This is a genomic window from Hominisplanchenecus sp. (assembly GCF_046967715.1).
In the GTDB taxonomy this organism is placed as follows: domain Bacteria; phylum Bacillota; class Clostridia; order Lachnospirales; family Lachnospiraceae; genus Hominisplanchenecus; species Hominisplanchenecus faecis.
In genome coordinates, this window is record NZ_JBKVNQ010000042.1 from 1 (window position 1) to 24,623 (window position 24,623).

Here is a 24,623-nt window from a genome sequence, read left to right on the forward strand (position 1 = left end):
TTTCTACTTCTGGTAATTCCGGCATGTCAGATGTCCTCTCTATCTTCTGATTTTTTATTTAAATTATTATACTGCTTTTCCTTTGAACTTACCATTGTGACATCCTCCCCCACCTATAGAGGTGGGGGCTTCCCTAACCTCGGCGGGTTTGGTTCTCGTTCGATAGTACCAACGTGCTAAGCATAAGCGAGCTAACCCCGTGTGTCCCACGGTTTCTATTCTATTGAGTTTCTGTCATGCAATTACTAACCGCATTCCCTCATTTCTGATATTGATAGCCGCATTTACATCTCTGTCGTGATGAATCCCGCACTGCGGACAATCCCACTTTCTGAGGGCAAGATTTTTCGTTTTTGTGTTCTTGTAACCACAGGCGGAACAGATCTGACTGCTTGCGAAAAATTTATCCACCTTCACTAACTTTTTCCCCTGTTCCTCTAGTTTGTATTTTAAGAATGTTGTGAACATCCCCCATCCGTTATCCGAAACAGATTTTCCAAAATTCAGTGACCGTGACATTGCTTTCATATCCAGATCTTCTATACATATACAATCATAGGCATTGGTTATCTGTCTTGATTGCTTATGTAAAAAGTCTTTTCGTTGGTTGGAAACCTTTTCGTGGAGTTTTGCTACCTTGATCCTCTGCTTGCTGCGGTTGTTCGAACCTTTTTGCATTTTGGAAAGCCTGCGTTGTTCTCTCGCTAATTTTTTCTCCGCTTTCCTATAATACCTCGGATATGCAGGCTCATTCCCATTACTGTCACGATATAATTCGTGCATGGAAAAATCCAGACCTAAAAAACGCTGCATCTCCTTTTCCTGTACCTGATCTTCGTACTGAAAAAGAATACTTGCATAGTATTTTCCGCCTGGTGTCTGGCTTACTGTCACAGATTTCAGTCTGTATCCATTCAGAACAGCCCTGTGCTGTTTTAATCTGACTTGTCCGATCTTAGGCAATTTCAAATATCCATTCGATATGGTTATGTTTCCATTGATGCAGATCGTTGAATAGCTGCTTTTATTACGCTTTTTGGATTTGAACCTTGGGAAACCTGTTTTTGGCTGTTTGAAAAAATTCTGGAACGCCGTATCAAGATGTCGGAGCGATTGTTGCAATGCGATACTGTCTACTTCCCGTAAAAATGCATATGCTTCCGTTTTCTTCATCTCAGCCATTTCTTTTGCACAGACAGTGTAGGTTACATTGGCTTTGTTTTCTTCATACTGCTTGATCTTTCTATCAAGCCAGTGGTTGTACACCATTCTCACACAGCCGAATGTCCTGGCAAACAAAATCTTCTGTGCATCATTGGGATATATTCTGAATTTATAGGCTCTGTTTGCCACGCGGTCACTTCCTTTTTCGTTCCTTTTCTCCCTGGCTTTCTATGTATTTTTTGAGCACTTCAATGGGTGCACCACCGGTTGTAAGCAGACAAAAACTCTGACTCCAGAAACGTTCTTTCCACAACTTTTGCCGTATCTGTGGAAATTCCTTCTTAAGAAGTCTGCTGCTTGCACTTTTATATGCATTTATGAACTTGCTTATTTCCGTATTTGGGTGTGCCCTGAAAAGTATATGTACATGGTCTTTGTCGTGATTCCATTCTTCAAGAGTGATATTGTAATTTGGAGCAATATACTCAAAGATCTCTTTTGCCCTGCCAGACATAGTATCATCAAAAACCTGTCTGCGGTACTTGACCACAAGCACAAGATGATAGTGCAGCAGGAATACTGAATGTGCATTATTATCTAAATTCATTGTATTTCACCATTTCTTTATGATTCGACTGAATATATTATACTATGATTAGAACACAATATCAAGAGGATAATGGCAGCAATTCATCTCCCACCTTAGAGGTTGGAGTCTTCTTGCTGAAAGAGGATAAAGAGAATGACATCGACATACCAAATACGAATAACACACTCACTTGCAATATTGCCCAGCACTTGATTGTTCCGCAAATTGACAGGAATTTACTTAAGGTATAGAATGAAAATGATTCATGCAAAAGACATGAAAAATTTCAAAGGAGAGAAAAAAGGTGGAAGAAAAACAGGAAAATCTCCTGCAAAATACCATGCAGGAAAAAACAAAGTATTACGGAAACCGGATCTGGCGTGATATGTCAAGCCTTGGAAAATGGCTGATCCTTGCAGTTGTGACCGGCTGTATTGTCGGTGCTGCGAGCAGTTTGTTTTCCTATGTTCTGAAAACCGTGACCAATGTCCGAGAAGAGCACTTATGGATCTTTTATCTGCTTCCGGTGTCCGGTCTGATCATCGTATTTTTGTATCAGAAATTCGGAAAAGATGACGGAGGTCCGAATCAGGTGTTTATGACGATCCGTTCCAAAGATGATGTACCGCTCAAATCGGCACCGCTTATTTTTATATCAACTGCCCTTACACATCTGACCGGCGGATCAGCCGGACGAGAAGGTGCAGTGATCCAGCTTGGCGGCAGTATCGGAAATCAGCTTGGACGTATGCTGCCACTGGATGAAGAAGACCGTCACGTTATGGTAATGTGCGGTATGAGTGCCGCTTTTGCAGCATTGTTTGGAACACCGATGGCAGCAGCCGTCTTTGCGATGGAGGTAGTCAGTGTTGGTGTTATGTATTATACCGCACTGGTTCCTTGTATTATTGCATCTCTGATCGCGTCTGGATTTGCAGCATCCATGGGCATCAACCCGGAGGCCTTTCATGTGACGAGTATTCCGGCACTTACGATCGAAAGCGGAATCAAAATGGGTATCGTGGCACTTTGCTGTGCCGGACTCAGTATTTTGTTCTGCATGGCACTGAACGGGATTTCCGCTTTTTATGCGAAATATCTGAAAAACGTCTATGTCCGCGTTGTCGTTGCCAGCGTTGCAATTATCGTGATCACAAAGCTTCTCGGAACCACCGACTACATGGGAGCCGGTACCGGACTGATCGCACAGGCGATTGAACACGGAAATGTCAGAACCCTGGATTTCTTCTGGAAACTGGTACTTACCGTACTGACCATGCGTGCCGGATTCCGTGGCGGAGAGATCGTACCGTCGTTCTGTATCGGAGCCACTTTTGGCTGTGTCCTTGGACATATCCTGGGACTTTCCCCATCCATCTGTGCGGCAAGCGGAATGGTAGCACTGTTCTGTGGCGTGACAAACTGCCCGCTGACCTCCATTCTGATTGCATTCGAGCTGTTTGGATTTGAAGGGGTTTCATACTATCTGATTGCAGTATCGATCAGCTATGCAGCATCCGGATACTATGGACTGTATAAAGATCAGACGATCGTGTATTCAAAATATAAAGCAAAATATGTGAACCATCATACGAAGATGTAAGAGATATAAAAAAGCTGGCACTTTAACGAAACATTATTATTGCAAAGTACCAGCTTTTTATAAAAATAAGGTAACTGTTCAGAGCCAACATCCAAAATGCGAGTATTTTATACCTGTTTATTGAAATTTTGCCTGGCTCTGAACAGTTGCAAAATAAGATTATTCTGTAAAAGTATAGCGAACAATATATCCCTTGGAATCGCCGGTTGTTATAATAATATCCCCGGAAGTATTTTTAGATACATCCATGACCGGGAAAATCCCATGCTCTTTGACGTAAGCTTCTGGGCTTTCTGCCTCTGCTTCGATAATTTCGTTTTGAGCATGTTTGGTTCCGCCACAAGGGTTGATCGTTTCGATGATAATTTCATATTCTTTCATGTTAAATCCCCCATTTCTGTATTCTGAAAATTATAATGTCTCGTTTTCCAGACAGTTCTGATACATAGAACAAAGTAAAAATTTTCCGGTTTCTGTTTTGAACACTTTATCATACATATTTTTGATATTATGCCCGGAAAAATGGCTTTCATCCGCATTGACCAGATAGTCCGCCTCAATGATGATCTGATAGTCGATGCCATCAATCTGATCGATCGTATGATGATGACTTACGAGAAAAGAGATCCGATCGGTAAAATCCTGCGGAAGATCCGAATCTTTAAAAAATTCTGCAATCAAAGCAGCACTTTCTTTTTCCTGATTTTTTCCGTTCGTATTTCCGTATTTTACCCGGCAGAGCGGGCAGGCAATATCGTGAACCAGAGCTGTCATTTCAACCAGTTTCTGAGTGTCCGGATCGAGCTGTTCCCCTTCTGCAATCATTTTTGCATAAGCGTAAACTTTCATGAAATGATTGATGTCATGAAGATTTCCGTGAGAATAGTCGATCATCTTCTTTGCGGTTTCCAATACCGTCACAGTGCTCACCTCCGTATGAAAAGATGTTTTAGTCAACCTTTTTGCCCCTGGCATCATAAAATTGTTATATCACAAAAACAACAGATCCGCAAATTAACAATTCTGAAACAAAACCCAAACCTAAAATGAAATTTTAATCATACGATATAATTTGACATTTTATCCGCTGTCTGCTATAGTTATACCTGTCTGAAAACAGAATATAGCATAAATGAGAGTGAACAGGAGTTCATGAAGGGGTACACCACCGCGGGTGTATTTCTTTGTGGACTCTTTTTTGATTTACAGGTAAATGCTGGTATTCTGGCAATTTAGAAAGCTTTGGCAATGTGCAAAATGAACAATTCCCAAGAAGGCACTTTTACGTGCCCTTCGGGGAATTCGTTCATTTGCACATTTCAAAAATGTTCAAAAATATTCGAAGATATCTGAAAATGTTTTAGAAAATTCTTGAAAGGAGGCATCCTATGATCACAATAAACGGAACACAGACAACTCTTTCCACAGACCTCACAGTCGCAGAATATCTGGAGCAGAACAACTACCAGACAAACCGCATCGTTGTGGAATTAAACGAAGAGATTCTTCCGAAATATCTTTATTCGGAAATGAGATTAAAAGACGGCGATAGCATGGAGATCGTTACCTTTGTTGGAGGGGGCTGAAAATGAACGAGAAACTGAAAAAAGAAGAAATCATGGCGGCACTCAACGAACGCCATTCTCCGGAAAAACAGGCATTGCTGTCAGAGGGGCGTGTGGCGATTGCCGGACTTGGCGGGCTTGGTTCCAATGTAGCATATGCACTTGCAAGAATCGGTGTCGGACATCTGCATCTGATTGATTTTGATGTCGTGGATATCACAAACCTGAACCGTCAGCAATATTTTATGGAGCATCTGGGAATGTACAAAACGGATGCCCTGAAATCACTGCTTCTGAAGATTAATCCGTATCTGGATATCCAGACGGACTGTGTAAAAGTGACAGAAGAAAATATTGTGGATTTGCTGGGGGACGATCCGATCATCTGCGAAGCGTTCGATCGGCCGGAAGCAAAAGCGATGCTGGTCAATGGTGTGCTGGAACATTTCCCGGAAAAAAAGCTGGTATCGGCAACCGGAATGGCAGGTTATGGCAGCAGCAACACGATCCGTACGAAACGTCTGATGAAAAACTTTTATCTGTGCGGAGACGGTGTGACAGAGCCGGAGTACGGAAATGGTCTGATGGCACCGCGTGTGGCAATCTGTGCGGCACACGAAGCAAATATGATAACACGTCTGATATTAGGCGAAGAAGAAATCTGACAATGTTAAAAGAAAAAGATGCCATACGAGGGCGTTAATGTTATGTAAAGAAAGGAAAAATCATGAACACAAAAGACGATAAATTTATTCTGGGAGGACACGAGTTTACTTCCCGTTTTATTTTAGGATCCGGAAAATTTTCACTGGATCTTGTAAAAGCCTGTATTGAAAAAGCAGATGCCCAGATCATCACACTGGCTCTGCGCCGTGCAAACGAAGGCGGTCTGGCCAATATTCTGGATTATATTCCGGATGATGTCACACTGCTTCCGAATACTTCCGGGGCAAGAAATGCAAAGGAAGCGGTCCGCATCGCAAGACTGTCAAGAGAACTCGGATGCGGCGATTTCGTGAAAGTTGAAGTGGTACATGATTCAAAATATCTGCTTCCGGACAATTATGAGACGATCAAAGCGACCGAGATTCTGGCAAAAGAAGGATTTGTTGTCATGCCGTACATGTATCCGGATCTGAACGCAGCAAGAGCACTTGCAGATGCCGGTGCAGCCTGCATTATGCCGCTTGGTGCACCGATCGGTTCCAATAAAGGACTTTGCACAAAAGAATTTATCCAGATTCTGATTGACGAGATGGAGCTCCCGATCATTGTAGATGCCGGTATCGGAAGACCGTCCCAGGCATGTGAAGCGATGGAGATGGGAGCAGCTGCGGTAATGGCAAACACGGCGATCGCAACCGCAGGCGATGTTCCGGCGATGGCAGAAGCATTTAAAAAGGCAATCGAAGCCGGAAGAAGTGCATACCTTTCCGGGCTTGGCAGAACGATCGAACGTGGTGCAAGTGCATCTTCTCCGCTGACCGGATTTCTGCAGGATTAGGAGGCAGCCACCATGGAAAACACGCATGTAAATGAAAGTATTTTAAGTGCTGAAATTCTGGAAGACCAGAAAAAAAACCGCATCGACCATATGAAATACCTGAAAGGCATGGAAGATATCGGTTCTGAAGTCCTGGATAAAGTAGTCAGCGAAATGGAAGCTTATGATTATGATAAATATAACGAAGCAGATGTAAGAAGAGCACTGGCACACAGTGAACGCACGCCGGAGGATTTCCAGGCACTTTTATCACCGGCAGCTTTGCCGCTTCTTGAGGAGATTGCCCAGGCAGCCCAGGTGGAGACGAGAAAGCATTTCGGAAACAGCGTCTATATGTTCACTCCGATCTACATTGCAAACTACTGTGAGAATTATTGTATTTATTGTGGATTCAACTGCCACAATAAGATCAACCGTGCACAGTTAAATGCAGAAGAAATCGAAAAAGAAATGGCAGCGATCGCAAAGACCGGTCTGCAGGAAATTCTGATCCTGACCGGCGAGAGCCGCAGCAAATCTACCGTGGAATATATCGGAGAAGCCTGCAAGATCGCACAGAAATATTTCAAGGTGATCGGTCTTGAGATTTATCCGGTCAATTCTGATGAATATGCTTATCTTCACGAATGTGGAGCAGATTATGTAACAGTATTTCAGGAAACGTACAATTCCGATAAATACGAGACGCTGCATCTGGCAGGACACAAACGCATTTATCCGTACCGTGTCAATGCTCAGGAGCGTGCATTGATGGGCGGCATGCGAGGCGTTGGATTCGGAGCACTGTTAGGTCTGGATGATTTCCGCAAAGATGCATTTGCGACCGGTTATCATGCATGGCTTTTACAGAGAAAATATCCGCATGCAGAAATTGCATTTTCCTGTCCGCGGCTTCGCCCGATCATCAACAACGACCGCATCAATCCGATGGATGTCCATGAAAGACAGCTTCTGCAGGTAGTCTGTGCCTATCGTCTGTTTATGCCGTTTGCGAGCATCACCGTATCGACAAGAGAATGTGCGAGAGTCCGTGACAATCTGGTCGGAATCGCAGCAACCAAGATTTCAGCGGGCGTCAGTACCGGAATCGGCAGCCACGTGGAAGATATCGAGGACAAAGGGGACGATCAGTTCGAAATTTCCGACGGCAGATCGGTCGAAGAAGTTTACGATGCATTATTAGCACATGATCTTCAGCCGGTGATGTCGGATTATATCTATGTATAGGGAATATGGTCAGGTTGTGGCAGTTACAAACCGCAGCCTGACAGAGCGTCCTTTTCTGGAACAGATCCGCAGAGTCTGTGAAATGCATCCGGATGCGTTGATCCTGCGGGAAAAAGATCTCTCAGAAAAAGAATATGAAGAACTGGCGAAGGAAGTGATGGCAATCTGTGCAGAATACCAGGTTCCATGTATTTTGCATACATTCTGGAGAGTCGCAGAAAAACTGAAATGTGATACCGTACATCTGCCGCTTCCGATTCTGCGTCAGTTTGTTCTGGAAAAACAAAATCAGAAAAATCAAAAATACCGGGAGTCTCAGAATTTGAGTATACCGGAGAGCCAGAGAGAGATTATCCAAAAAATCGGCACATCCGTCCATTCTACGGAGCAGGCACAGGAAGCACAGGAACTTGGTGCGTCCTACGTGACGGCAGGACATATTTATGCGACGGACTGCAAAAAAGGACTGCAGCCACGGGGACTTGATTTTTTACGTCAGGTCTGTGCTGCAGTCGATCTTCCGGTGTATGCCATCGGTGGGATTAAATTTGATGAGACTCAGTGGATGAGCCTGAAAGAGTGTGGTGCAGCCGGAGGCTGCATTATGTCAGGGATGATGAAAGCATAATAATCTGCAATTTTTCATTGCAGGTTGAAGCATTTGCTGTATTCTTCATCGTTGACCGGAAGGTGCAAGGTGTCATTTTTTTGTGTACGGCAGAAACTTATATAAGACCAGGATTGTCACAAACGTCAGTATTTCAGATGCAAGAAAAGATATCCACACGCCGTCGATGCCGAACCACCTGGAAAGAAGGATCGCACAGATGGTGATCGCAACGGCTCCTCGCATAACAGATCCGACGATTGCCGGCAGGCTGTCATCAACCGCTGAAAAATAAGACACCAGCAAAATGTTGATCCCGGCGAGCAGAAATCCGAGAAAATACAGTCTCATTCCACTCTGAGCATACGTGATAAGCTGAAGATTCTGTTCACTGTTAAAAATGGCGATCAGCGAATCGGTCATGCCCCATGCACAGATCACGACCAGTGCCTCTACAATCAGGCAGGTCAGGATGCCGTAGCGTAGGATTTTATGGACATCTTTGCTGTTTCCGGCACCGTAACTTTCACTGAAAAGCGGTTGTGTTCCTTGGGCGAGCCCATTAAAAACAGATACCGCAACAATTGAATAATTAGCTACCACACCGTAGGCTGCCACGCCGATATTTCCGGCAAGGTTTAACAGCAGCATATTGAAAACAGTTGTGATCACGGCTGAAGAAATTTCTCCGACAAACGCAGAAATACCAAGCTGGCAGCAGGAGAGCAGATGCCGGAAAGACGGCACAGAAAGATGCATTGCTACCTGGCTTTTTTTACCGAAAAGGTGTGTGCTGCATACACTCATGGTAACTACCGGAGAGAGGGCAGTGGCAAGAGCGGCACCTGCCAGCCCCATATTCATCGGAAACATGAAAATATAGTCGAACACAATGTTAAACAGGCTTCCGATAATCGATGCCAGCATGGCCCTTGACGGTGCGTCATCGTTTCTGGTAAATGCCGTGAACGTATGGTTTGACATAAAAAACGGCGACCCGAGCAGAACGATTCGAAGATAAACCGTTCCAAGTTTCACAAGACTTGCATCTGCACCGAGTATTTTCAGGATATTTGCCGGAAATAAAATTCCACACAGTACAAACGGAATGCTGAACAGAATACTCCACATCAGAGACTGTCCGAAATAGCAGTCCGCATTTTTACCTTTTGATTTTATGATGCAGTATCTTGTCGCAGAACCGATTCCGATCATTGCCCCGATTGCATACAGCACGCCGTAAACCGGCAGGATCAGATTCAGAACCGTCAGACCATTCGCACCGGAATGCAGCGAAATAAAAAAAGTATCTGCCAGAATATAGATCGATATACCGATCATTCCGGCCATACTCTGAGTCACATATTTAAAAAATTTTCTGAACATAATTTTAGATTCCTTTTTCATAGTTTTGTATATGATTGATTTCTATACTGCACTAAGGATCTAAAATAGGAATATATCTTCTGTTGTGAAGAAACATCATGCTATTGCCTTTCTTTTTTAGAATATTCTAACGGTTCAGTTCCGTAAAGTCAATCTATTGTGTAAGGCTTTTGGCAAAGTAAAGCCAGAGGATTGAAAAGTCATATTAGCAGACATGCAAATGTTGGAAATGAACGATTATGAAGCAACAAGGCAGATACAAATGATTTTCGAAAATTAGAAAATAACCCTTTATAAAAAAGACAATATTCGATAAAATAGAACTACAGCAATTTCCCGGCACAAATCAAAGTATTTGTTGCCGGATATAAGAACAGTTACGAATCATTTACTGTTTCAATTTCAACATACAGGAGGATAAGAAAATGGCAATTCATTCAATTGATGCAGAAGATGATCAGTTTGCATACCGCTATGACACACAGCTGCTGATCGAAAGAAGAGACGAAGATCTGGATGAGGATGAAATTTCAGATTACATCACCGAACATTTCGAAGGAAACAGCCTGATCGCAGCCGGAGATGAAGATCTGGTAAAAATCCATTTCCATACAAATGAGCCATGGAAAATTTTAGAGTACTGCAACTCCGTGGGAGAAATCTTTGACATTGTCGTAGAAGATATGATCCGCCAGGCAAACGGTCAGCAGGGCTGAAAAAGATATAAAAGCAAGAGTTAATTTTCACGCATAATTCCCTCATGTTTTCACATACTATCCATACAGTGCAAAATATGGAAAAGCATGAGGAATACAGGAGGAAACAGATAAATGAAAGCTACAGGAATTGTTCGGCGTATTGATGATCTGGGAAGAATTGTCATTCCAAAAGAAATCCGCAGAACATTGAGAATCAAAGAAGGAGATCCACTGGAGATTTTCACAGACCGCGAAGGAGAAGTAATTTTAAAAAAATATTCTCAGGTCGGAGAACTTGGAAAATTTGCCGCAGAATTTGCAGAATCACTTGCACAGACGAGCGGACACGGCGTATGCATCACGGACCGCGATCAGATCGTAGCGGCAGCAGGCGGCATGAAAAAAGAATATATCGGCAAAACGATCAGCGATGTGCTTGAAAATATGATTAACGAAAGAGAATCCATTCTCGCCGGGAAAACGCCGGAGCGTCATGTAGAACTCACCAATGGGGAAAGCAAACCGGATGTACCGCAGGTGATCACACCAATCCTCTGCGGAGGTGATGCGATCGGCTCGGTAATCCTCTCCGGAAAAGACCGGAGCGTCAAAATGGGCGAAACCGAAAACGCACTTGCGAAATGTGCAGCAGGATTTATGGGAAGACAAATGGAACAGTAAAGGCAAAGGCGTGTGAAAAAAACGAAATTTTTTTCATGCGTCTTTTTGGCTGTGTTTAACTATTTACAGGGTATGGTAAGTGTGATATAACGAAGAGAGCTTCTCAGATATTGAAAAAAAGGTGCGGCATGAAGCACAGTTTATGTAAGAAATATGGAAGAGAGATAGTGGAGCATGGACACATCCGAATTTTACGGAAAAGAAAAAATCAGCCGCATTTTATTAAAAATCGCACCGCCTGTCATGCTGGCACAGCTGATTCAGGCACTTTATAACATAGTGGACAGTCTGTTTGTAGGTAAATATTCGGAGACAGGTCTGACGGCACTGTCCATTATTTATCCGCTTCAGCTGTTAATGATCGCCCTTGCGGTGGGGACGGGCGTCGGGATCAACACCGACATGGCATATTATTTCGGAATCCGCCAGGAGAAAAAAGCAGAAGAAGTGGCAGGCATAGGCACGCCGCTGGCAGTTTTTCTATGGATTGTTTTTGCAGCAGTCTGTTATCTGATCATGCCGTTTTATGCGAGGATTTCGACAAATTCAGAAGAAATCATACGAGATGTTGTCGTATATGGAAGAATCGTCTGCGTGGTCAGTATCGGACTGTTTACAGAAGGAGTCTGGAGCAAAATCCTGCAGGCACGCGGAGATATGAAAACGCCGATGGTGGCACAGATCGCCGGAGCAATCACGAATATTATTCTTGATCCGATCCTGATTTTCGGGATGTTTGGCATACATAAATTCGGAATCGCCGGTGCAGCGATCGCCACGGTGATCGGGCAGATCGTAGCGGCTCTTGTGGTCATGAGAAAAGCTTTTGTGAGATCACCGGAAAAATCCTGTTATCTGCCGCACATCAAAAGGATTTATCAGCTTGGGATACCGAACATTCTCATGCAGTCTGCGTACACGTTTTATATTTTCGGGCTGAATATGATCCTCGCAGGATTTTCGGATCAGGCGGTGACGGCACTTGGGCTGTATTACAAATGGCAGAGTTTTTTCTTTATTCCACTCGGAGCATTGCAGACCTGCATCGTACCGGTCATCAGCTTCAATTATGCGGCAAAAGATCAGGAGAGATGCAAAGCCGTGCTGAAAGAATCCCTGATCGCGGGAATGGCTCTGATGTTTCTTGGAACGCTGTGTTTTGAATTTCTGCCGGTTCAAATGCTTTCAACCTTTTCGAAAGATGCACAGGTGATTGCAATCGGAACGAACGGATTTCATTATATTGGAGTTGCATTTATCCCGATGGTCACTTCACTGATTTTTCCGGTGTATTTTCAGGCGATCGGCAGTGCCGTGAAAAGTTCGATTCTTACCGTTGTGAGGACAATGGTTTTGTTTGTTCCGCTTGGATATCTGTTTTCCAGGTTTGGACTGCAGTATTTCTGGCTGACCTTTCCAGTGACGGAAGTGCTCACAACACTGGTCGGATTTAAATTTTACCGTTCACAGCAGGCGTAGTATTCTTCCAGAACCTGCCCGGTGAGTGTCAGGCACAGAGCAAGGCTTCTGGTGACATACCGGATGTGCCATGGTTCCGCCGGGATCTTTGTCAGATGTTCTTTGCCTTTGGGATAACGTATGATAAAACCATAAAGAGGGGCATGGCGGGCAAGCCATCGCCCTTCTGCTGTTTCTGAAAAAGCCTGCGAAAGATTCAAAGAGACGGCCGGGCAGGATACATCAAGGGCCAGTCCGGTCTGATGTTCGCTGCATCCAGGCATGGCAGTTTCGCATAGAGATGAAGCGGCAGAAGATTTGCAGCAGGCCTTCTGATAGAGTATTTCCTGACGTTCGTAGCTGCGGTATCCGGAGATGCCATAGAGAAAAATCCCCTCTGCTTTGGCGGCGTCAAAAAGCCGTTTTGCGTGTCTGGCAGCCCGGACTTCCAGAAAACGCTTCTCGTCCGAAGGATCTGCGGCAAATGCAATATCCGGTGCAGCCAGTGATGGCGGCACAAAATCTTCAGGCAGTCTGTTTTCACAGTTGACAAGCATTTCATAAGAAAACATAAAAAATCCCCTTCCTGTACTGAGAACAGTCTATGAAGGGGATTTCTCTTTTATGCCATCTTAGTATTCCAGAGCTTCCAGGCTCATTTTTTCGAGCAGATCCGATTTGATCTTGTAGAGCTTGTCTGAAAGGTCTACATAGACATGCTGCGGATTTGCGAAACGTTTTGTTTCATCCCAGATAGTATCGAGCTCTTTTTTGCTGTAATCACGGATTTTCATCACGCTTGGAGAATCATAAACACATTCGCCGTTTTTAAACACCGGAACAAGCAGCTCACGAAGTGTATAGGTATTTGCACGTACTTTTGTCTTTTTCCAGGTTTCCTGCGGGTCGAAAATGATCATATCTTTACTCTCGTCAAACGTTTCGTCGGCAAGACAGATCAGATCGGCACGGATCTTTCCGGTCGTTTTGCTGTAAATACGGTAGATCGTTTTGTTTCCAGGATTGGTGATCTTTTCAGTGTTCTCAGAAAGCTTGATCTTCGGAATAAATTCTCCGGTTTCTTTGTCTTCTACGGCAGCAAGTTTGTATACACCGCCGAAAGCAGGGCAATCCCTGGAAGTGATCATGTTGGTTCCGACACCCCAGGAAGTGATTTTACATCCCTGAGCTTTTAAACTCTCGATCAGATACTCATCCAGATCACTGGAAGCAGAAATATAAGCATCATCGAAGCCGGCGGCATCCAGCAGTTTTCTTGCCTGTTTGGACATATAAGCGAGGTCACCGCTGTCGAGACGGATTCCGTAATTTTTCAGCGGAATACCGGCATTTCGCATTTCTTCAAAAACACGGATTGCATTTGGCACGCCGGATTTTAACGTATCGTAAGTATCAACCAGCAGACAGCAGGCATCCGGATACATATTTGCATATGTTTTAAATGCAGTGTATTCATCCGGGAAACTCATGATCCAGCTGTGTGCATGCGTACCCTTTACCGGAACATCAAAAAGCTGTCCGGCAAGTACATTGGAAGTGCCGATGCATCCGCCGATCATGGCAGCTCTTGCACCATAAACACCGGCATCCGGACCCTGTGCACGACGCAGGCCAAACTCCATGATGCCATCACCTTTTGCAGCACAGACAACACGGGAAGCTTTTGTAGCAATCAGACTCTGGTGATTGATGATCGTCAGAATGGCAGTCTCTACCAGCTGTGCCTCCATGATCGGGGCAACCACCTTGACTAGCGGCTCACGTGGGAAAACAACGGTGCCTTCCGGAATCGCATAAATATCACCGCTGAAACGGAAATCAGCCAGATAGTTCAGAAAATCTTCATCAAACGTGTTCAGGCTTCTCAGATAAGCGATATCCTCCTTGCTGAAACGAAGATTTTTAATATAATCAATTACCTGATCCAGTCCGGCAGCGATCGCATAGCCACCGTCGCATGGATTTTTGCGGTAAAAAGCATCAAAAACTACTTTCTCGGTATTCTGTGTTTTAAAATAGCCCTGCATCATCGTTAATTCATAGAAATCGGTCAGCAGGGTAAGATTCATAGTACTCATAGTTTCCTCCATTCTGCATACATTGGGGTTCTTTTCTTCCTGTTATAACACATCACGGGCTGGAAGAAAAGGGAAAATAAAAAAAGATTTAAAAAAGTTAAAAAAAGTGCTTGACATTTTATGAACGTTACTATATAATTCTCATTGTTGTGAGCAACAAAAACGCAACAGAGTAAAATAATGATGGGCTATCGCCAAATGGTAAGGCAACGGACTCTGACTCCGTCATTTCAAGGTTCGAATCCTTGTAGCCCAGTTAAGAAGGTTGTCTGCTAAGACAACCTTTTCTGCATATACAGAAAATAAAATGAGTTACCAGGCAAATGAAAATCAGGACATCCGTTTGATAGCATCCCCCTCACCTACCGCTTAGTGCTCTGCACACTTGAAGCGGGGAAATGCTTCTCTGCGTTCAAAAAACAGGATGTTTGGTTTTGAAGATGCCACAAGATTCGGGAGGAACGTATGATTTATCAGTTTGACAGCAGAGTTCGTTACAGCGAAGTGGATGAGAATCGCAGGATCACACTTCTTTCTATATTAAATTATTTTCAGGACTGCAGCAGTTTTCATTCGGAAAAGATAGGCTTCGGGATTGATTATCTGAAGGAAAAGCAGTGTGCATGGGTTCTGTCGTCCTGGCAGATCGTGCTTGGGGAGCTGCCGGTGTTTGGACAGGAGATCACCGTTCAGACCTGGCCATATTCTTTTAAGGGATTTCTCGGCGAAAGAAATTTCTGCATCCGGGATGAAAAAGGTGAAAAGCTTGCCTGGGCGAATACATTGTGGACTTACGTGGATTTAAAGACCGGACATCCGACCAGAGTTCCGAAAGAGGAGCAGGAAGCGTATGTGCTGCACGAGAAGCTGGATATGGATTATGCACCGCGAAAGATCGCCCTTCCGGAAGAAATGGAAAAGAAAGAGTACTTTCTGATCGTGAAACATCACATTGATACAAATCATCATGTCAATAATGGACAATATGTGCAGATGGCGATGGAGCTTCTGCCGGATGATTTCCGGATTTCCCAGATGCGTGCAGAGTATAAAAAGGCAGCACTTCTCGGTGATATGGTTGTGCCTTATATTCATATAGAAGAGAAAAAATGTACGGTGTTGCTGTGTGATGAGGCACAGAAACCGTATGCAGTGGTAGAATTTCAGTAACTATTCAGTAGGTAGTATCCCGCGAGGTGTTTTGGCATGAATATGCCAAAATCCCGAGACATGCAGGTCAAAATGCCATTAACGAAGGTGATTTTAAATGCATTTTGACTCGTAATTGTGAAGGTGCTGAACAGTTACGAATTTCAGAACAAATAAACAGGAATACAAAAAACGAGGAGAAAGAATATGTTTCATTTAGGAGAAAGCCAGGAACTTTATGTAGTAAAAGAAGTAGGATTTGGAATTTATCTCGGAGAAGAGGAAAATGCGACTGAAAAAGTACTGCTTCCAAAGAAAGAAGTTCCGGAAGGCATCAAGGCAGGAGATATATTAGAAGTATTTTTATATAAAGATTCACAGGATCGGCTGATTGCAACGACACGTACGCCGAAAGTCCGCCTGGGAGAAACAGCCGTGCTTCGCGTCGCTGATACAGGAAAAATCGGTGCATTTCTGGACTGGGGACTGGAAAAGGATCTGTTTCTTCCATATAAAGAGCAGACAAAGCGTGTGCAGCCGGGGGAAGAGTGTCTGGCGGCACTTTACATTGATAAGAGCAGTCGTCTCTGTGCTACGATGAAAGTGTATGAATATCTGAAAAAAGATTCTCCATATCAGAGAGACGATAAAGTGACCGGCCGTATTTATGAGATCAGCGAGAATTTTGGTGTTTTTGTGGCAGTGGATGACTGTTATTCCGGTCTGATCCCTGCAAAAGAAGCACAGGGCAAATACCGCGTGGGCGATATTTTAAATCTTCGTGTGACGAGAGTACAGGAAGATGGCAAACTGGATCTTTCGGATAAAGAAAAGATTCCGCAGCAGATGGAAAAAGATGCAGAAGCCGTGATGAAGGTGATTGAAGAATTTGAAGGCGTACTTCCGTTTAACGATAAAGTTTCACCGGAGATCATCAAAAGAGAATTCGGACTCAGTAAGAATGCATTCAAACGTGCCGTTGGAAGACTGTTGAAACAGGGACGTATCGAAATTACAGAGAATCGCATCATAAAACGGTAAAAACGCACAATAATTTTTTGAGAATCAAACAATTTGAAGATAGGCATTAAACATTATGCTATATTTTCCTGCGATTTTTTCACGAAAAATTTGCTTGCGTCGTTTGAAAACTGAATTTATAATAGGAAATGAAAAAAGATAGAAACATCTTTATCAGCAAAGAGCATACATTTGTTAGGAGGGCATGAGCATGAAGAAAGCAATCAGTACAGACAAAGCTCCTGCAGCAATTGGACCATATTCACAGGCGATCGAAGTAAACGGTATGGTATATACATCCGGAGTGATCCCGGTAGTTCCGTCAACAGGCGAGATTCCGGAAGGTGCAGCCGCACAGGCAGATCAGGCGATCGGCAATCTGGCAGCACTGTTAAAAGAAGCCGGTACTTCCACAGAAAACGTGGTAAAGACAACCGTATTTATTAAAAATATGGAAGACTTTGGTACCATCAATGAAGTTTATGCAAAATATTTCACCGGTACCTACCCGGCACGTTCCTGTGTTGAAGTTGCGAGACTGCCAAAAGATGTCCTGATCGAGATCGAGGCAATCGCAATCAAATAAATAGAATAATCACTTTTCAACATTTTTATCTGAAAGGAGAATGAATTATGAAAGTAATGGGAATTAAAGATATTGATAAATTTTTTGAGGTAGTAGACAGCTGCAAAGGAAAAGTAGAGCTTGTAACAGGCGAAGGTGACAGACTGAATCTGAAATCTAAGCTGTCACAGTATGTATCTCTGGCAAATATCTTCTCAAACGGCGAAATTCCGGAACTGGAGATCGTTGCATACGAAAAAGAAGATATTGATAAACTGATGGATTACATGATCAGCCGCAATAACTGATTGTATAACAATAAGTAAAAATCAAAATCAAGGCAGTCGGGCAATGCCCGGCTGTTTTTTTATCTTTGTTTTTAAAAATTAAACTTTGAAAATGCAAAAAGAAATGGATTTTATGGTAGAATAAAATTATGATGCCAGGATCAAAATGTCAAATTGTCGTTCTTGCCGGCAAGACAGGACATTTCACTGACATTATTAAAAATAAAAAACGTGGAGGAAAAACAAATGAACAAGACACCGAAGATAAACAGGCTGTTTCTGGTGACCGTTATCTGGATACTGCTTTCCGGGATTTTTCTGGGATTTATCCCGTTTGTTCGTTCGATGGATGCGACGCAGCTGATGCTTTTGAGCCAGCTTCTGTATTTGATGCCGGTTATTGGATTTATGATCATAAACAAGGTAGATCCGAGAAAGTGGATGCCATTTAAACCACTGAAGTTATCGGTGATCGCAATGGTCATTTTATATGCAGTGCTGATGATCCCTGTTACATCCTGGCTGAATCTGCTTTCTATGCTTTTCGTAAGAAATGCATTTGAAAGTTCACAGTCGGAACTGACGCAGAATGCATTCTGGGTCAATATGATTGTGATGGCAGTCATTCCGCCGATCTGCGAAGAATTTACGTTCCGTGGTCTCTATTATAATGGATATCGTCAGAGAGGTGTGTGGTGTGCGATTCTTGGATCTGCACTGGCGTTTGGTCTGATGCACATGAACTTTAATCAGTTCTGCTATGCTTTTGTACTGGGCATTGCATTTGGCATTCTGCTGGAGGCGACAGGAAGTATTTTTGCTACGATGACAGCACATTTTGTGATCAATGGATGGAGTACGGCATTGATGGCAGTTTCCAAACTGCTTTATGGAATTTCTGCCGGCAGTTCTTCTACAAGTTCCGGAGCATTGACAACACAGGACATGATCGGTGTGATCAATGTTTATTCCGTGATCGCGGCGATCTGTATTTTTGCAGCGATCGGAGTGCTGATCTGGATTGCGAAACACTGTGGACGTTATGAGCATCTGAAATGGTGTTTTAAACGAAGAGAAAAACGTCCGGGTGAACCGAAAACCATGTTTACACCGGCATTTGCGGTGGCAACAGTTATAGTAGTGATCTACATGATATTGAGAGGGTGAGGTGCAGTTTGAGTTTTACACATTTACATGTTCATACAGAATATAGTTTGCTGGATGGATCAAATAAAATCAAAGAATACGTTGCACGGGTAAAAGAACTGGGCATGAACAGTGCGGCCATCACAGACCACGGTGTTATGTACGGTGTGATCGATTTTTACCGTGAAGCAAAAGCAGCCGGGATCAATCCGATTCTTGGATGTGAGGTGTATGTAGCACCCGGATCCAGATTTGACCGAGAAGCCGGAAGCGGTGATGACCGCTACTATCATCTGGTATTATTAGCAGAAAATAACACAGGTTACAGTAATCTGACCAAGATTGTATCAAAAGGTTTTACAGAAGGTTTCTATTATAAACCGCGTGTGGATATGGAAGTCCTGGAAAAATATCATGAAGGTATCATTGCCCTGTCTGCGTGTCTGGCAGGAGAAGTCCAAAAATATCTGGTGCGTGGTATGTACGAAGAAGCAGTGCGTGCCGCCAGACGCTACGAAGGAATTTTCGGAAGGGGCAACTTTTTCCTGGAGCTTCAGGATCATGGCATCCCGGAACAGAAAGCAGTCAATACACAGCTCCTTCGGATGAGCAAAGAGACAGGCATAGATCTGGTGGCGACAAATGATGTGCATTACACGTATGCATCCGATGCGGATTCTCATGATATTCTGCTGTGTTTACAGACCGGAAAGAAACTGTCGGATACTGACCGTATGCGTTATGAAGGCGGACAGTATTTTGTAAAATCCGAAGAAGAAATGAAAAACCTGTTTCCGTATGCACTAGAAGCACTGGAAAACACACAGAAAATCGCAGACCGTTGTCATGTGGAGATTGAGTTTGGTGTGACAAAACTTCCGAAATATGATGTGCCGGATGGCTATACATCATGGGAATATTTACAGAAACTCTGCCACGACGGACTGGTTCGCTGTTATGGCGAAGAGACGAAAGGATTAAAAGAACGTCTGGACTATGAGCTTGGCATCATTCAGAAAATGGGATATGTCGATTATTTCCTGATCGTATGGGATTATATCAAATTTGCCCGCGACCACGATATTATGGTAGGACCGGGACGAGGCTCGGCTGCAGGAAGCCTTGTCTCCTATACACTTGGCATTACACAGCTTGATCCTCTGAAATATAACTTACTGTTTGAACGTTTTCTGAACCCGGAACGTGTCTCCATGCCCGATATTGACGTGGATTTCTGCTTCGAAAGAAGACAGGAAGTCATTGATTACGTTGTGGAAAAATACGGCAAAGATCAGGTTGCACAGATTGTGACCTTTGGTACGATGGCGGCAAGAGGCGTGATCCGTGATGTCGGCCGTGTAATGGATCTTCCGTATGCAATGGTCGATTCAATCGCAAAAATGATCCCGACTGAGATCGGCATTACCATAGATAAAGCATTTCAGAGAAATCCGGAATTCAAAAAAATCTATGACGAAGATCCGCAGGTGCATGAGCTGATCGATATGTCGAGAAGACTGGAAGGTCTGCCGCGTCATACATCCATGCATGCAGCCGGGGTTGTGATCTGTCAGAAAGCGGTCGATGAGTTTGTGCCGCTCTCCAGAGGCAGCGACGGTGCGATCACGACGCAGTTTACGATGACGACACTGGAAGAATTGGGGCTGCTGAAAATGGACTTCCTGGGATTGCGTACCCTTACCGTTATCCAGAATGCAGTCCGTCTTGCAGAAAAATCGACCGGAAAAATCATTGATATCGATCATATTGATTTTAATGACAAAGCCGTCCTGGATTCCATCGGAACTGGTAAGACAGAAGGCATTTTCCAGCTTGAAAGCGGCGGAATGAAAAACTTCATGAAAGAGCTGAAACCGCAGAGCCTGGAGGATATCATCGCCGGAATTTCCCTGTACCGTCCGGGTCCTATGGATTTTATTCCGCGTTATATCAAAGGTAAAAATAACCCGGATACGATCACGTACGAATGCCCGGAACTGGAGCCGATCCTGGAGCCGACTTACGGCTGTATCGTATACCAGGAACAGGTTATGCAGATCGTGCGTGCCCTCGGCGGCTATACGCTTGGACGAAGCGACCTTCTGCGTCGTGCGATGTCCAAGAAAAAAGCAGCCGTCATGGAAAAAGAACGTCAGAATTTTGTCTATGGAAATGAAGAAGAAGGCGTGCCGGGCTGCATCAAAAACGGAATTTCAGAAGAAATTGCAAATCATATCTATGATGAGATGACCGATTTTGCAAAATATGCATTCAATAAATCACATGCGGCATGTTATGCGGTAGTTGCATATCAGACAGCATGGCTGAAATATTACTATCCGGTAGAATTTATGGCAGCTTTGATGACCTCTGTCATTGATAATCCACCGAAAGTGGCAGAATATATTCTGAACTGCCGCCAGATGGGGATCCGTCTGCTTCCGCCGGATATCAACAAGGGCGAGAGTGCTTTTTCCGTAGAAGAAAACGAAAGCACGGAAAAAACAGGAGAAGAAGCATTTAAATATAATAAAAGCATCCGATATGGCCTTTCTGCGATCAAAAGTATCGGAAAACCGGTGATCGATGCAATCGTGCGGGAACGAAACCAGAATGGAATCTATCGAAATTTCCGCAATTTTGTGGAACGTCTGTCCGGAAAAGAATTAAATAAACGCACCATAGAGAATTTCATCAAAGCAGGAGCACTGGATGGTCTTTGTGATAACCGAAAACAGCTGATGATGATCTATGTGCAGGTTGTAGACAGTGTAAATCAGGAGAAGAAAAATGCAATGGCAGGTCAGATGTCTCTGTTTGACTTTGTGGCGGAGGAAGATAAAAAAGATTTTGAAATCCGCATGCCGGATGTAGAAGAATATGATAAAGAGCAGCTCCTTGCCTTTGAAAAAGAAGTGCTTGGCGTGTATATCAGCGGGCATCCTCTGGAAAAATATGAAAAGATGTGGCAGAAAAATATTTCGGCAACTACCATGGATTTTGCCTATCAGGAAGAACTGCACGGCTCCCGCCTGTTTGACGGAGCAGAGGAGATCATCGGAGGCATGGTCGAAGGCATTACGATCAAGCATACAAAAAACAATAAGACCATGGTCTTTTTGACTATCGAGGATCTTCTTGGCACAGTGGAAGTTGTGGTTTTCCCAAGGCAGTATGAAATTTACCGAAACAGCATTACACAGGATGGCAAACTTTTTATCCGGGGACACGTATCTGCAGAAGAAGAAAAGGCAAGCAAACTGATCTGCGATAAGATCTGGAAATTTGAAGACCTGCCGAAAGAAATCTGGATTCAGTTCCCGGATCGGGAGAGTTTTGCAGCGGAAGAAAAAATCTTATACGAAATTTTACGTTCGTCGGATGGATCAGATCAGGTTGTAGTCTACATTCGTTCCCCGAAATCTATGAAAAGACTGGGCAAAGCATGGTCTGTGTGTGCAGATGAGACACTTTTGCAGAAAATTGTTGAAAGATATGGGCAGAACAATGTAAAAGTTGTTGAAAAGTGTATTGAAAATAACAGTAAAATGAATTAAAATTGAGAGCGAAGTATTTGGTTAGGAAAATCAAAGAGTCTAAACAGCGAATCTGAGGAGGTTTCAAGATGGCAAAAGAAATAAAGACAATAGGCGTACTTACAAGCGGCGGCGATGCTCCTGGTATGAATGCGGCAATTCGTGCGGTTGTTAGAAAAGCACTTTCCAGAGGACTGAAAGTAAAAGGTATCTATAAGGGATATAATGGTCTTCTGAATGAAGAGATTAAAGATATGACAGCACGTGACGTATCTGATATCATTTCCCGTGGCGGTACTGTACTGTATACAGCAAGATGTGCAGAGTTCCGTACACCGGAAGGACAGGCGAAAGGTGCAGAAGTCTGCAGAAAGCATGGTATTGACGGACTGGTAGTCATCGGTGGTGACGGATCCTTCGCAGGTGCACAGAAACTGGCTGCTCTGGGTATCAACACGATCGGTATCCCGGGAACGATCGACCTGGACATTGCATGCACCGAGTATACGATCGGATTTGATACAGCGGTCAATACAGCAATGGAAGCAATCGATAAAGTACGTGATACATCCACATCTCATGAAAGATGCAGTATCATCGAAGTTATGGGACGTGGTGCAGGCTACATCGCTCTGTACTGCGGTATTGCAAACGGTGCAGAAGATATCCTGCTTCCGGAGAAATATGATTACGATGAGCAGAAGCTGATCAACAACATCATCGAAAACAGAAAACGTGGCAAAAAACATCATATCATCATCAATGCAGAAGGTATCGGACATTCTGCAAGCATGGCTCGCCGTATCGAAGCAGCTACCGGCATGGAGACAAGAGCTACCATCCTTGGCCATATGCAGCGTGGAGGAAGCCCGACATGTACAGACCGTGTATATGCATCCATGATGGGATCTTATGCAGTAGACCTTCTGGCAGAAGGAAAGACAAACCGTGTAGTAGGATACAGAAACGGAGAGTTTACAGACTTTGATATTGATGAGGCTCTGGCAATGCAGAAGAGCATTTCAGAATATATGTATGATGTAAGCAAGGCCCTTTCTATCTAATTATATAGTCAGAAGAGCGACGTTTTAATATATGATATGATGTGGGTGTCAAAAGTCCCCAACTATGATGCCTACGGATTGTTCCGTGCGTTGCACTCCCACAATCCTCTCCGGTATTCGCATATCGTGGGATTATCATCCCACTTTTATGCTCATATCGGGGCGGGTCCCAAGGTCTTTCATCCACCTATGAGCAAGCTCATGTGGATTTAGACCTTTTGACCCTGGCATCATGATATAAATAATCAACACCCATATTCAAGTCAAACGTATGTAAGAGCCGGATATTACCAGTGTGAAGGTACTACCGGCTCTTTTATTTTCAATCAGAGGAGAAAAATATGATAACCAGCACCGCAAATCCGCAGATCAAAAATCTGATCCAGCTTCAGAAGAAGAACAGGCTGCGTCAGGAACAGGGAATCTTTATTATAGAAGGAATCAAAATGTACCGGGAAGCACCGACAGACCAGGTAATAAAGACCTATGTATCAGAAAGTTTTTACAAAAAACATCAGAAAGAAGATATCTGGAAAGGGGAAAGCCTGGAAATCGTCACAGACCGCGTCTTTGAGGCGGCCTCTGATACAAAGACGCCACAGGGCGTGTTAAGCCTCGTGAAACGTTTTGAGTATGATCTGGACGATATCATTCAGGGCAGTACACCGCTGATCATGGTTCTGGAGAATATTCAGGATCCGGGCAATCTCGGAACCATTGTGCGTACAGGAGAAGGTGCGGGTATTACAGGCGTTATCATGAGCAACGGAACTGTTGATATCTATAATCCCAAAACCATACGTGCTACCATGGGGTCCATATACCGCGTGCCATTCTGTTATGCTGAGAATATGCAAGCGGTTATGCAGAAACTGAAAAAGTGCAAGATCCAAACCTATGCGGCCTATCTGGAGGGCAGCAGTGTTCACGATGCACAGAATTATAAAGAAGCAACAGCCTTTCTGATCGGAAACGAGGGGAATGGTCTTACAAGAGAACTTGCAGAAAGTGCAGACTGGCGTATCCGTATTCCAATGTGCGGGAAAGTAGAATCTTTAAATGCCGGGATTGCATCTGCGATCCTGATGTATGAGGCCCAGAGGCAGAGGCGAAACTAAGATAAACGCTTCGCAAGAGTCGTGTGCGTTTGAGTGAAATGTAAGTCTGTTTTAAGTATACTTAGAGCTGTTAGAAAAAGTTAGAAAAAAAGTTAAAAAAGTTGTTGACAGATCCGCACAACAGTGGTATCATACCAACTGTTGCGGCGGAAACGCA

24 protein-coding genes and 1 tRNA gene are annotated in these 24,623 nt (G+C 43.8%); 18 read left to right on the forward strand and 7 right to left on the reverse strand.

Annotation, left to right across the window (positions count from 1 at the left end; all coding sequences use genetic code 11):
* Nucleotides 1-234: 234 nt before the first annotated feature.
* Together tnpB and tnpA are read right to left on the reverse strand one after the other, a co-directional pair.
* Nucleotides 235-1,353 (reverse strand): IS200/IS605 family element RNA-guided endonuclease TnpB, encoded by a 1,119-nt coding sequence (gene tnpB / locus ACLTL4_RS07465; RefSeq protein ID WP_173867089.1) that lies wholly within the window; start codon nucleotides 1,351-1,353, stop codon nucleotides 235-237.
* Between the two features lie 4 nt (nucleotides 1,354-1,357).
* A complete protein-coding gene (gene tnpA / locus ACLTL4_RS07470; RefSeq protein ID WP_412320180.1) occupies nucleotides 1,358-1,771 on the reverse strand; it encodes an IS200/IS605 family transposase in 414 nt (137 codons plus the stop codon).
* A gap of 322 nt (nucleotides 1,772-2,093) precedes the next feature.
* Here tnpA and ACLTL4_RS07475 point away from each other — a divergent pair, with 322 nt between their 5' ends.
* Entirely contained in the window at nucleotides 2,094-3,356 is a 1,263-nt protein-coding gene (locus ACLTL4_RS07475) for a chloride channel protein (RefSeq protein WP_412290974.1), read from the forward strand.
* 159 nt (nucleotides 3,357-3,515) lie between these two features.
* Here ACLTL4_RS07475 and ACLTL4_RS07480 read toward each other — a convergent pair whose 3' ends face one another.
* Both ACLTL4_RS07480 and ACLTL4_RS07485 read right to left on the reverse strand, forming a co-directional pair.
* Nucleotides 3,516-3,737, reverse strand: coding sequence for a hypothetical protein (locus tag ACLTL4_RS07480; protein WP_173898366.1), 222 nt, complete (start codon nucleotides 3,735-3,737; stop codon nucleotides 3,516-3,518).
* 30 nt (nucleotides 3,738-3,767) lie between these two features.
* Nucleotides 3,768-4,277 carry an HD domain-containing protein gene (locus tag ACLTL4_RS07485; RefSeq protein WP_412290931.1) on the reverse strand — a complete coding sequence of 170 codons (510 nt, stop codon included), beginning with the start codon at nucleotides 4,275-4,277 and terminating at the stop codon, nucleotides 3,768-3,770.
* Nucleotides 4,278-4,744: 467 nt separating this feature from the next.
* On the opposite strand from ACLTL4_RS07485, the gene thiS reads away from it, so the two are divergent.
* The 5 genes from thiS (at nucleotide 4,745) to ACLTL4_RS07510 (ending at nucleotide 8,280) form a co-directional block, all read left to right on the forward strand.
* The gene (gene thiS, locus ACLTL4_RS07490; RefSeq protein WP_215659177.1) at nucleotides 4,745-4,942 is read left to right on the forward strand and encodes a sulfur carrier protein ThiS; all 198 of its coding nucleotides are present in this window, start codon (nucleotides 4,745-4,747) and stop codon (nucleotides 4,940-4,942) included.
* 2 nt (nucleotides 4,943-4,944) lie between these two features.
* A complete protein-coding gene (gene thiF, locus ACLTL4_RS07495; protein WP_215659176.1) occupies nucleotides 4,945-5,586 on the forward strand; it encodes a sulfur carrier protein ThiS adenylyltransferase ThiF in 642 nt (213 codons plus the stop codon).
* 62 nt (nucleotides 5,587-5,648) lie between these two features.
* Nucleotides 5,649-6,425: a thiazole synthase gene (locus tag ACLTL4_RS07500; protein ID WP_147632901.1), complete on the forward strand. Its 777-nt coding sequence runs from the start codon at nucleotides 5,649-5,651 to the stop codon at nucleotides 6,423-6,425.
* A 12-nt stretch (nucleotides 6,426-6,437) separates the two neighbouring features.
* Complete coding sequence (gene thiH / locus ACLTL4_RS07505) at nucleotides 6,438-7,652, forward strand: 2-iminoacetate synthase ThiH (RefSeq protein WP_412290928.1); 1,215 nt, start codon at nucleotides 6,438-6,440, stop codon at nucleotides 7,650-7,652.
* Complete coding sequence (locus tag ACLTL4_RS07510; protein WP_412290926.1) at nucleotides 7,645-8,280, forward strand: thiamine phosphate synthase; 636 nt, start codon at nucleotides 7,645-7,647, stop codon at nucleotides 8,278-8,280. The genes thiH and ACLTL4_RS07510 overlap by 8 nt, the downstream gene beginning before the upstream one ends.
* 72 nt (nucleotides 8,281-8,352) lie before the next feature.
* On the opposite strand, the gene ACLTL4_RS07515 is transcribed toward ACLTL4_RS07510, so the two are convergent.
* The gene (locus ACLTL4_RS07515; protein WP_022118071.1) at nucleotides 8,353-9,645 is read right to left on the reverse strand and encodes an MATE family efflux transporter; all 1,293 of its coding nucleotides are present in this window, start codon (nucleotides 9,643-9,645) and stop codon (nucleotides 8,353-8,355) included.
* A 425-nt stretch (nucleotides 9,646-10,070) separates the two neighbouring features.
* On the opposite strand from ACLTL4_RS07515, the gene ACLTL4_RS07520 reads away from it, so the two are divergent.
* From ACLTL4_RS07520 to ACLTL4_RS07530, 3 genes are all read left to right on the forward strand, one after another.
* Nucleotides 10,071-10,361 (forward strand): hypothetical protein, encoded by a 291-nt coding sequence (locus ACLTL4_RS07520; protein ID WP_022118072.1) that lies wholly within the window; start codon nucleotides 10,071-10,073, stop codon nucleotides 10,359-10,361.
* A 114-nt stretch (nucleotides 10,362-10,475) separates the two neighbouring features.
* Nucleotides 10,476-11,024 carry a stage V sporulation protein T gene (gene spoVT / locus ACLTL4_RS07525; protein ID WP_022118073.1) on the forward strand — a complete coding sequence of 183 codons (549 nt, stop codon included), beginning with the start codon at nucleotides 10,476-10,478 and terminating at the stop codon, nucleotides 11,022-11,024.
* A gap of 174 nt (nucleotides 11,025-11,198) precedes the next feature.
* A complete protein-coding gene (locus ACLTL4_RS07530) occupies nucleotides 11,199-12,503 on the forward strand; it encodes an MATE family efflux transporter (RefSeq protein WP_248835975.1) in 1,305 nt (434 codons plus the stop codon).
* On the opposite strand, the gene ACLTL4_RS07535 is transcribed toward ACLTL4_RS07530, so the two are convergent.
* Nucleotides 12,482-13,054 carry a M15 family metallopeptidase gene (locus ACLTL4_RS07535; protein WP_022117948.1) on the reverse strand — a complete coding sequence of 191 codons (573 nt, stop codon included), beginning with the start codon at nucleotides 13,052-13,054 and terminating at the stop codon, nucleotides 12,482-12,484. The genes ACLTL4_RS07530 and ACLTL4_RS07535 overlap by 22 nt on opposite strands.
* A 60-nt stretch (nucleotides 13,055-13,114) precedes the next feature.
* Nucleotides 13,115-14,581 (reverse strand): nicotinate phosphoribosyltransferase, encoded by a 1,467-nt coding sequence (locus tag ACLTL4_RS07540; RefSeq protein WP_022117947.1) that lies wholly within the window; start codon nucleotides 14,579-14,581, stop codon nucleotides 13,115-13,117.
* Between the two features lie 184 nt (nucleotides 14,582-14,765).
* On the opposite strand from ACLTL4_RS07540, the gene ACLTL4_RS07545 reads away from it, so the two are divergent.
* The 9 genes from ACLTL4_RS07545 (at nucleotide 14,766) to ACLTL4_RS07585 (ending at nucleotide 24,466) form a co-directional block, all read left to right on the forward strand.
* A tRNA-Gln gene (locus tag ACLTL4_RS07545) sits at nucleotides 14,766-14,837 on the forward strand.
* Nucleotides 14,838-15,046: 209 nt separating this feature from the next.
* Nucleotides 15,047-15,751: an acyl-[acyl-carrier-protein] thioesterase gene (locus ACLTL4_RS07550; RefSeq protein WP_173866169.1), complete on the forward strand. Its 705-nt coding sequence runs from the start codon at nucleotides 15,047-15,049 to the stop codon at nucleotides 15,749-15,751.
* A 186-nt stretch (nucleotides 15,752-15,937) separates the two neighbouring features.
* Nucleotides 15,938-16,771 (forward strand): S1 RNA-binding domain-containing protein, encoded by an 834-nt coding sequence (locus ACLTL4_RS07555; RefSeq protein WP_173866168.1) that lies wholly within the window; start codon nucleotides 15,938-15,940, stop codon nucleotides 16,769-16,771.
* 190 nt (nucleotides 16,772-16,961) lie between these two features.
* A complete protein-coding gene (locus ACLTL4_RS07560; RefSeq protein ID WP_022118134.1) occupies nucleotides 16,962-17,336 on the forward strand; it encodes a RidA family protein in 375 nt (124 codons plus the stop codon).
* Between the two features lie 47 nt (nucleotides 17,337-17,383).
* Complete coding sequence (locus ACLTL4_RS07565) at nucleotides 17,384-17,623, forward strand: hypothetical protein (protein ID WP_022118133.1); 240 nt, start codon at nucleotides 17,384-17,386, stop codon at nucleotides 17,621-17,623.
* 225 nt (nucleotides 17,624-17,848) lie between these two features.
* Nucleotides 17,849-18,769, forward strand: coding sequence for a type II CAAX endopeptidase family protein (locus tag ACLTL4_RS07570; protein WP_173866167.1), 921 nt, complete (start codon nucleotides 17,849-17,851; stop codon nucleotides 18,767-18,769).
* 8 nt (nucleotides 18,770-18,777) lie between these two features.
* A complete protein-coding gene (locus tag ACLTL4_RS07575) occupies nucleotides 18,778-22,305 on the forward strand; it encodes a DNA polymerase III subunit alpha (protein ID WP_412320380.1) in 3,528 nt (1,175 codons plus the stop codon).
* A 68-nt stretch (nucleotides 22,306-22,373) separates the two neighbouring features.
* Entirely contained in the window at nucleotides 22,374-23,348 is a 975-nt protein-coding gene (gene pfkA / locus ACLTL4_RS07580; protein WP_412320381.1) for a 6-phosphofructokinase, read from the forward strand.
* 341 nt (nucleotides 23,349-23,689) lie between these two features.
* On the forward strand, nucleotides 23,690-24,466 hold the full coding sequence (locus ACLTL4_RS07585; RefSeq protein ID WP_022118481.1) for a TrmH family RNA methyltransferase: 777 nt from the start codon (nucleotides 23,690-23,692) through the stop codon (nucleotides 24,464-24,466).
* Nucleotides 24,467-24,623 lie beyond the last annotated feature (157 nt).

Excerpts from the sequence above, each read along its gene's own strand:
- tnpA (WP_412320180.1), bottom strand. The coding sequence starts at position 1,771 with ATGAATTTAGATAATAATGCACATTCAGTATTCCTGCTGCACTATCAT.
- ACLTL4_RS07475 (WP_412290974.1), top strand. The coding sequence starts at position 2,094 with ATGCAGGAAAAAACAAAGTATTACGGAAACCGGATCTGGCGTGATATG.
- ACLTL4_RS07480 (WP_173898366.1), bottom strand. The coding sequence starts at position 3,737 with ATGAAAGAATATGAAATTATCATCGAAACGATCAACCCTTGTGGCGGA.
- thiS (WP_215659177.1), top strand. The coding sequence starts at position 4,745 with ATGATCACAATAAACGGAACACAGACAACTCTTTCCACAGACCTCACA.
- thiF (WP_215659176.1), top strand. The coding sequence starts at position 4,945 with ATGAACGAGAAACTGAAAAAAGAAGAAATCATGGCGGCACTCAACGAA.
- ACLTL4_RS07500 (WP_147632901.1), top strand. The coding sequence starts at position 5,649 with ATGAACACAAAAGACGATAAATTTATTCTGGGAGGACACGAGTTTACT.
- thiH (WP_412290928.1), top strand. The coding sequence starts at position 6,438 with ATGGAAAACACGCATGTAAATGAAAGTATTTTAAGTGCTGAAATTCTG.
- ACLTL4_RS07510 (WP_412290926.1), top strand. The coding sequence starts at position 7,645 with ATGTATAGGGAATATGGTCAGGTTGTGGCAGTTACAAACCGCAGCCTG.
- ACLTL4_RS07515 (WP_022118071.1), bottom strand. The coding sequence starts at position 9,645 with ATGTTCAGAAAATTTTTTAAATATGTGACTCAGAGTATGGCCGGAATG.
- ACLTL4_RS07520 (WP_022118072.1), top strand. The coding sequence starts at position 10,071 with ATGGCAATTCATTCAATTGATGCAGAAGATGATCAGTTTGCATACCGC.
- spoVT (WP_022118073.1), top strand. The coding sequence starts at position 10,476 with ATGAAAGCTACAGGAATTGTTCGGCGTATTGATGATCTGGGAAGAATT.
- ACLTL4_RS07530 (WP_248835975.1), top strand. The coding sequence starts at position 11,199 with ATGGACACATCCGAATTTTACGGAAAAGAAAAAATCAGCCGCATTTTA.
- ACLTL4_RS07535 (WP_022117948.1), bottom strand. The coding sequence starts at position 13,054 with ATGTTTTCTTATGAAATGCTTGTCAACTGTGAAAACAGACTGCCTGAA.
- ACLTL4_RS07540 (WP_022117947.1), bottom strand. The coding sequence starts at position 14,581 with ATGAGTACTATGAATCTTACCCTGCTGACCGATTTCTATGAATTAACG.
- ACLTL4_RS07550 (WP_173866169.1), top strand. The coding sequence starts at position 15,047 with ATGATTTATCAGTTTGACAGCAGAGTTCGTTACAGCGAAGTGGATGAG.
- ACLTL4_RS07555 (WP_173866168.1), top strand. The coding sequence starts at position 15,938 with ATGTTTCATTTAGGAGAAAGCCAGGAACTTTATGTAGTAAAAGAAGTA.
- ACLTL4_RS07560 (WP_022118134.1), top strand. The coding sequence starts at position 16,962 with ATGAAGAAAGCAATCAGTACAGACAAAGCTCCTGCAGCAATTGGACCA.
- ACLTL4_RS07565 (WP_022118133.1), top strand. The coding sequence starts at position 17,384 with ATGAAAGTAATGGGAATTAAAGATATTGATAAATTTTTTGAGGTAGTA.
- ACLTL4_RS07570 (WP_173866167.1), top strand. The coding sequence starts at position 17,849 with ATGAACAAGACACCGAAGATAAACAGGCTGTTTCTGGTGACCGTTATC.
- pfkA (WP_412320381.1), top strand. The coding sequence starts at position 22,374 with ATGGCAAAAGAAATAAAGACAATAGGCGTACTTACAAGCGGCGGCGAT.
- ACLTL4_RS07585 (WP_022118481.1), top strand. The coding sequence starts at position 23,690 with ATGATAACCAGCACCGCAAATCCGCAGATCAAAAATCTGATCCAGCTT.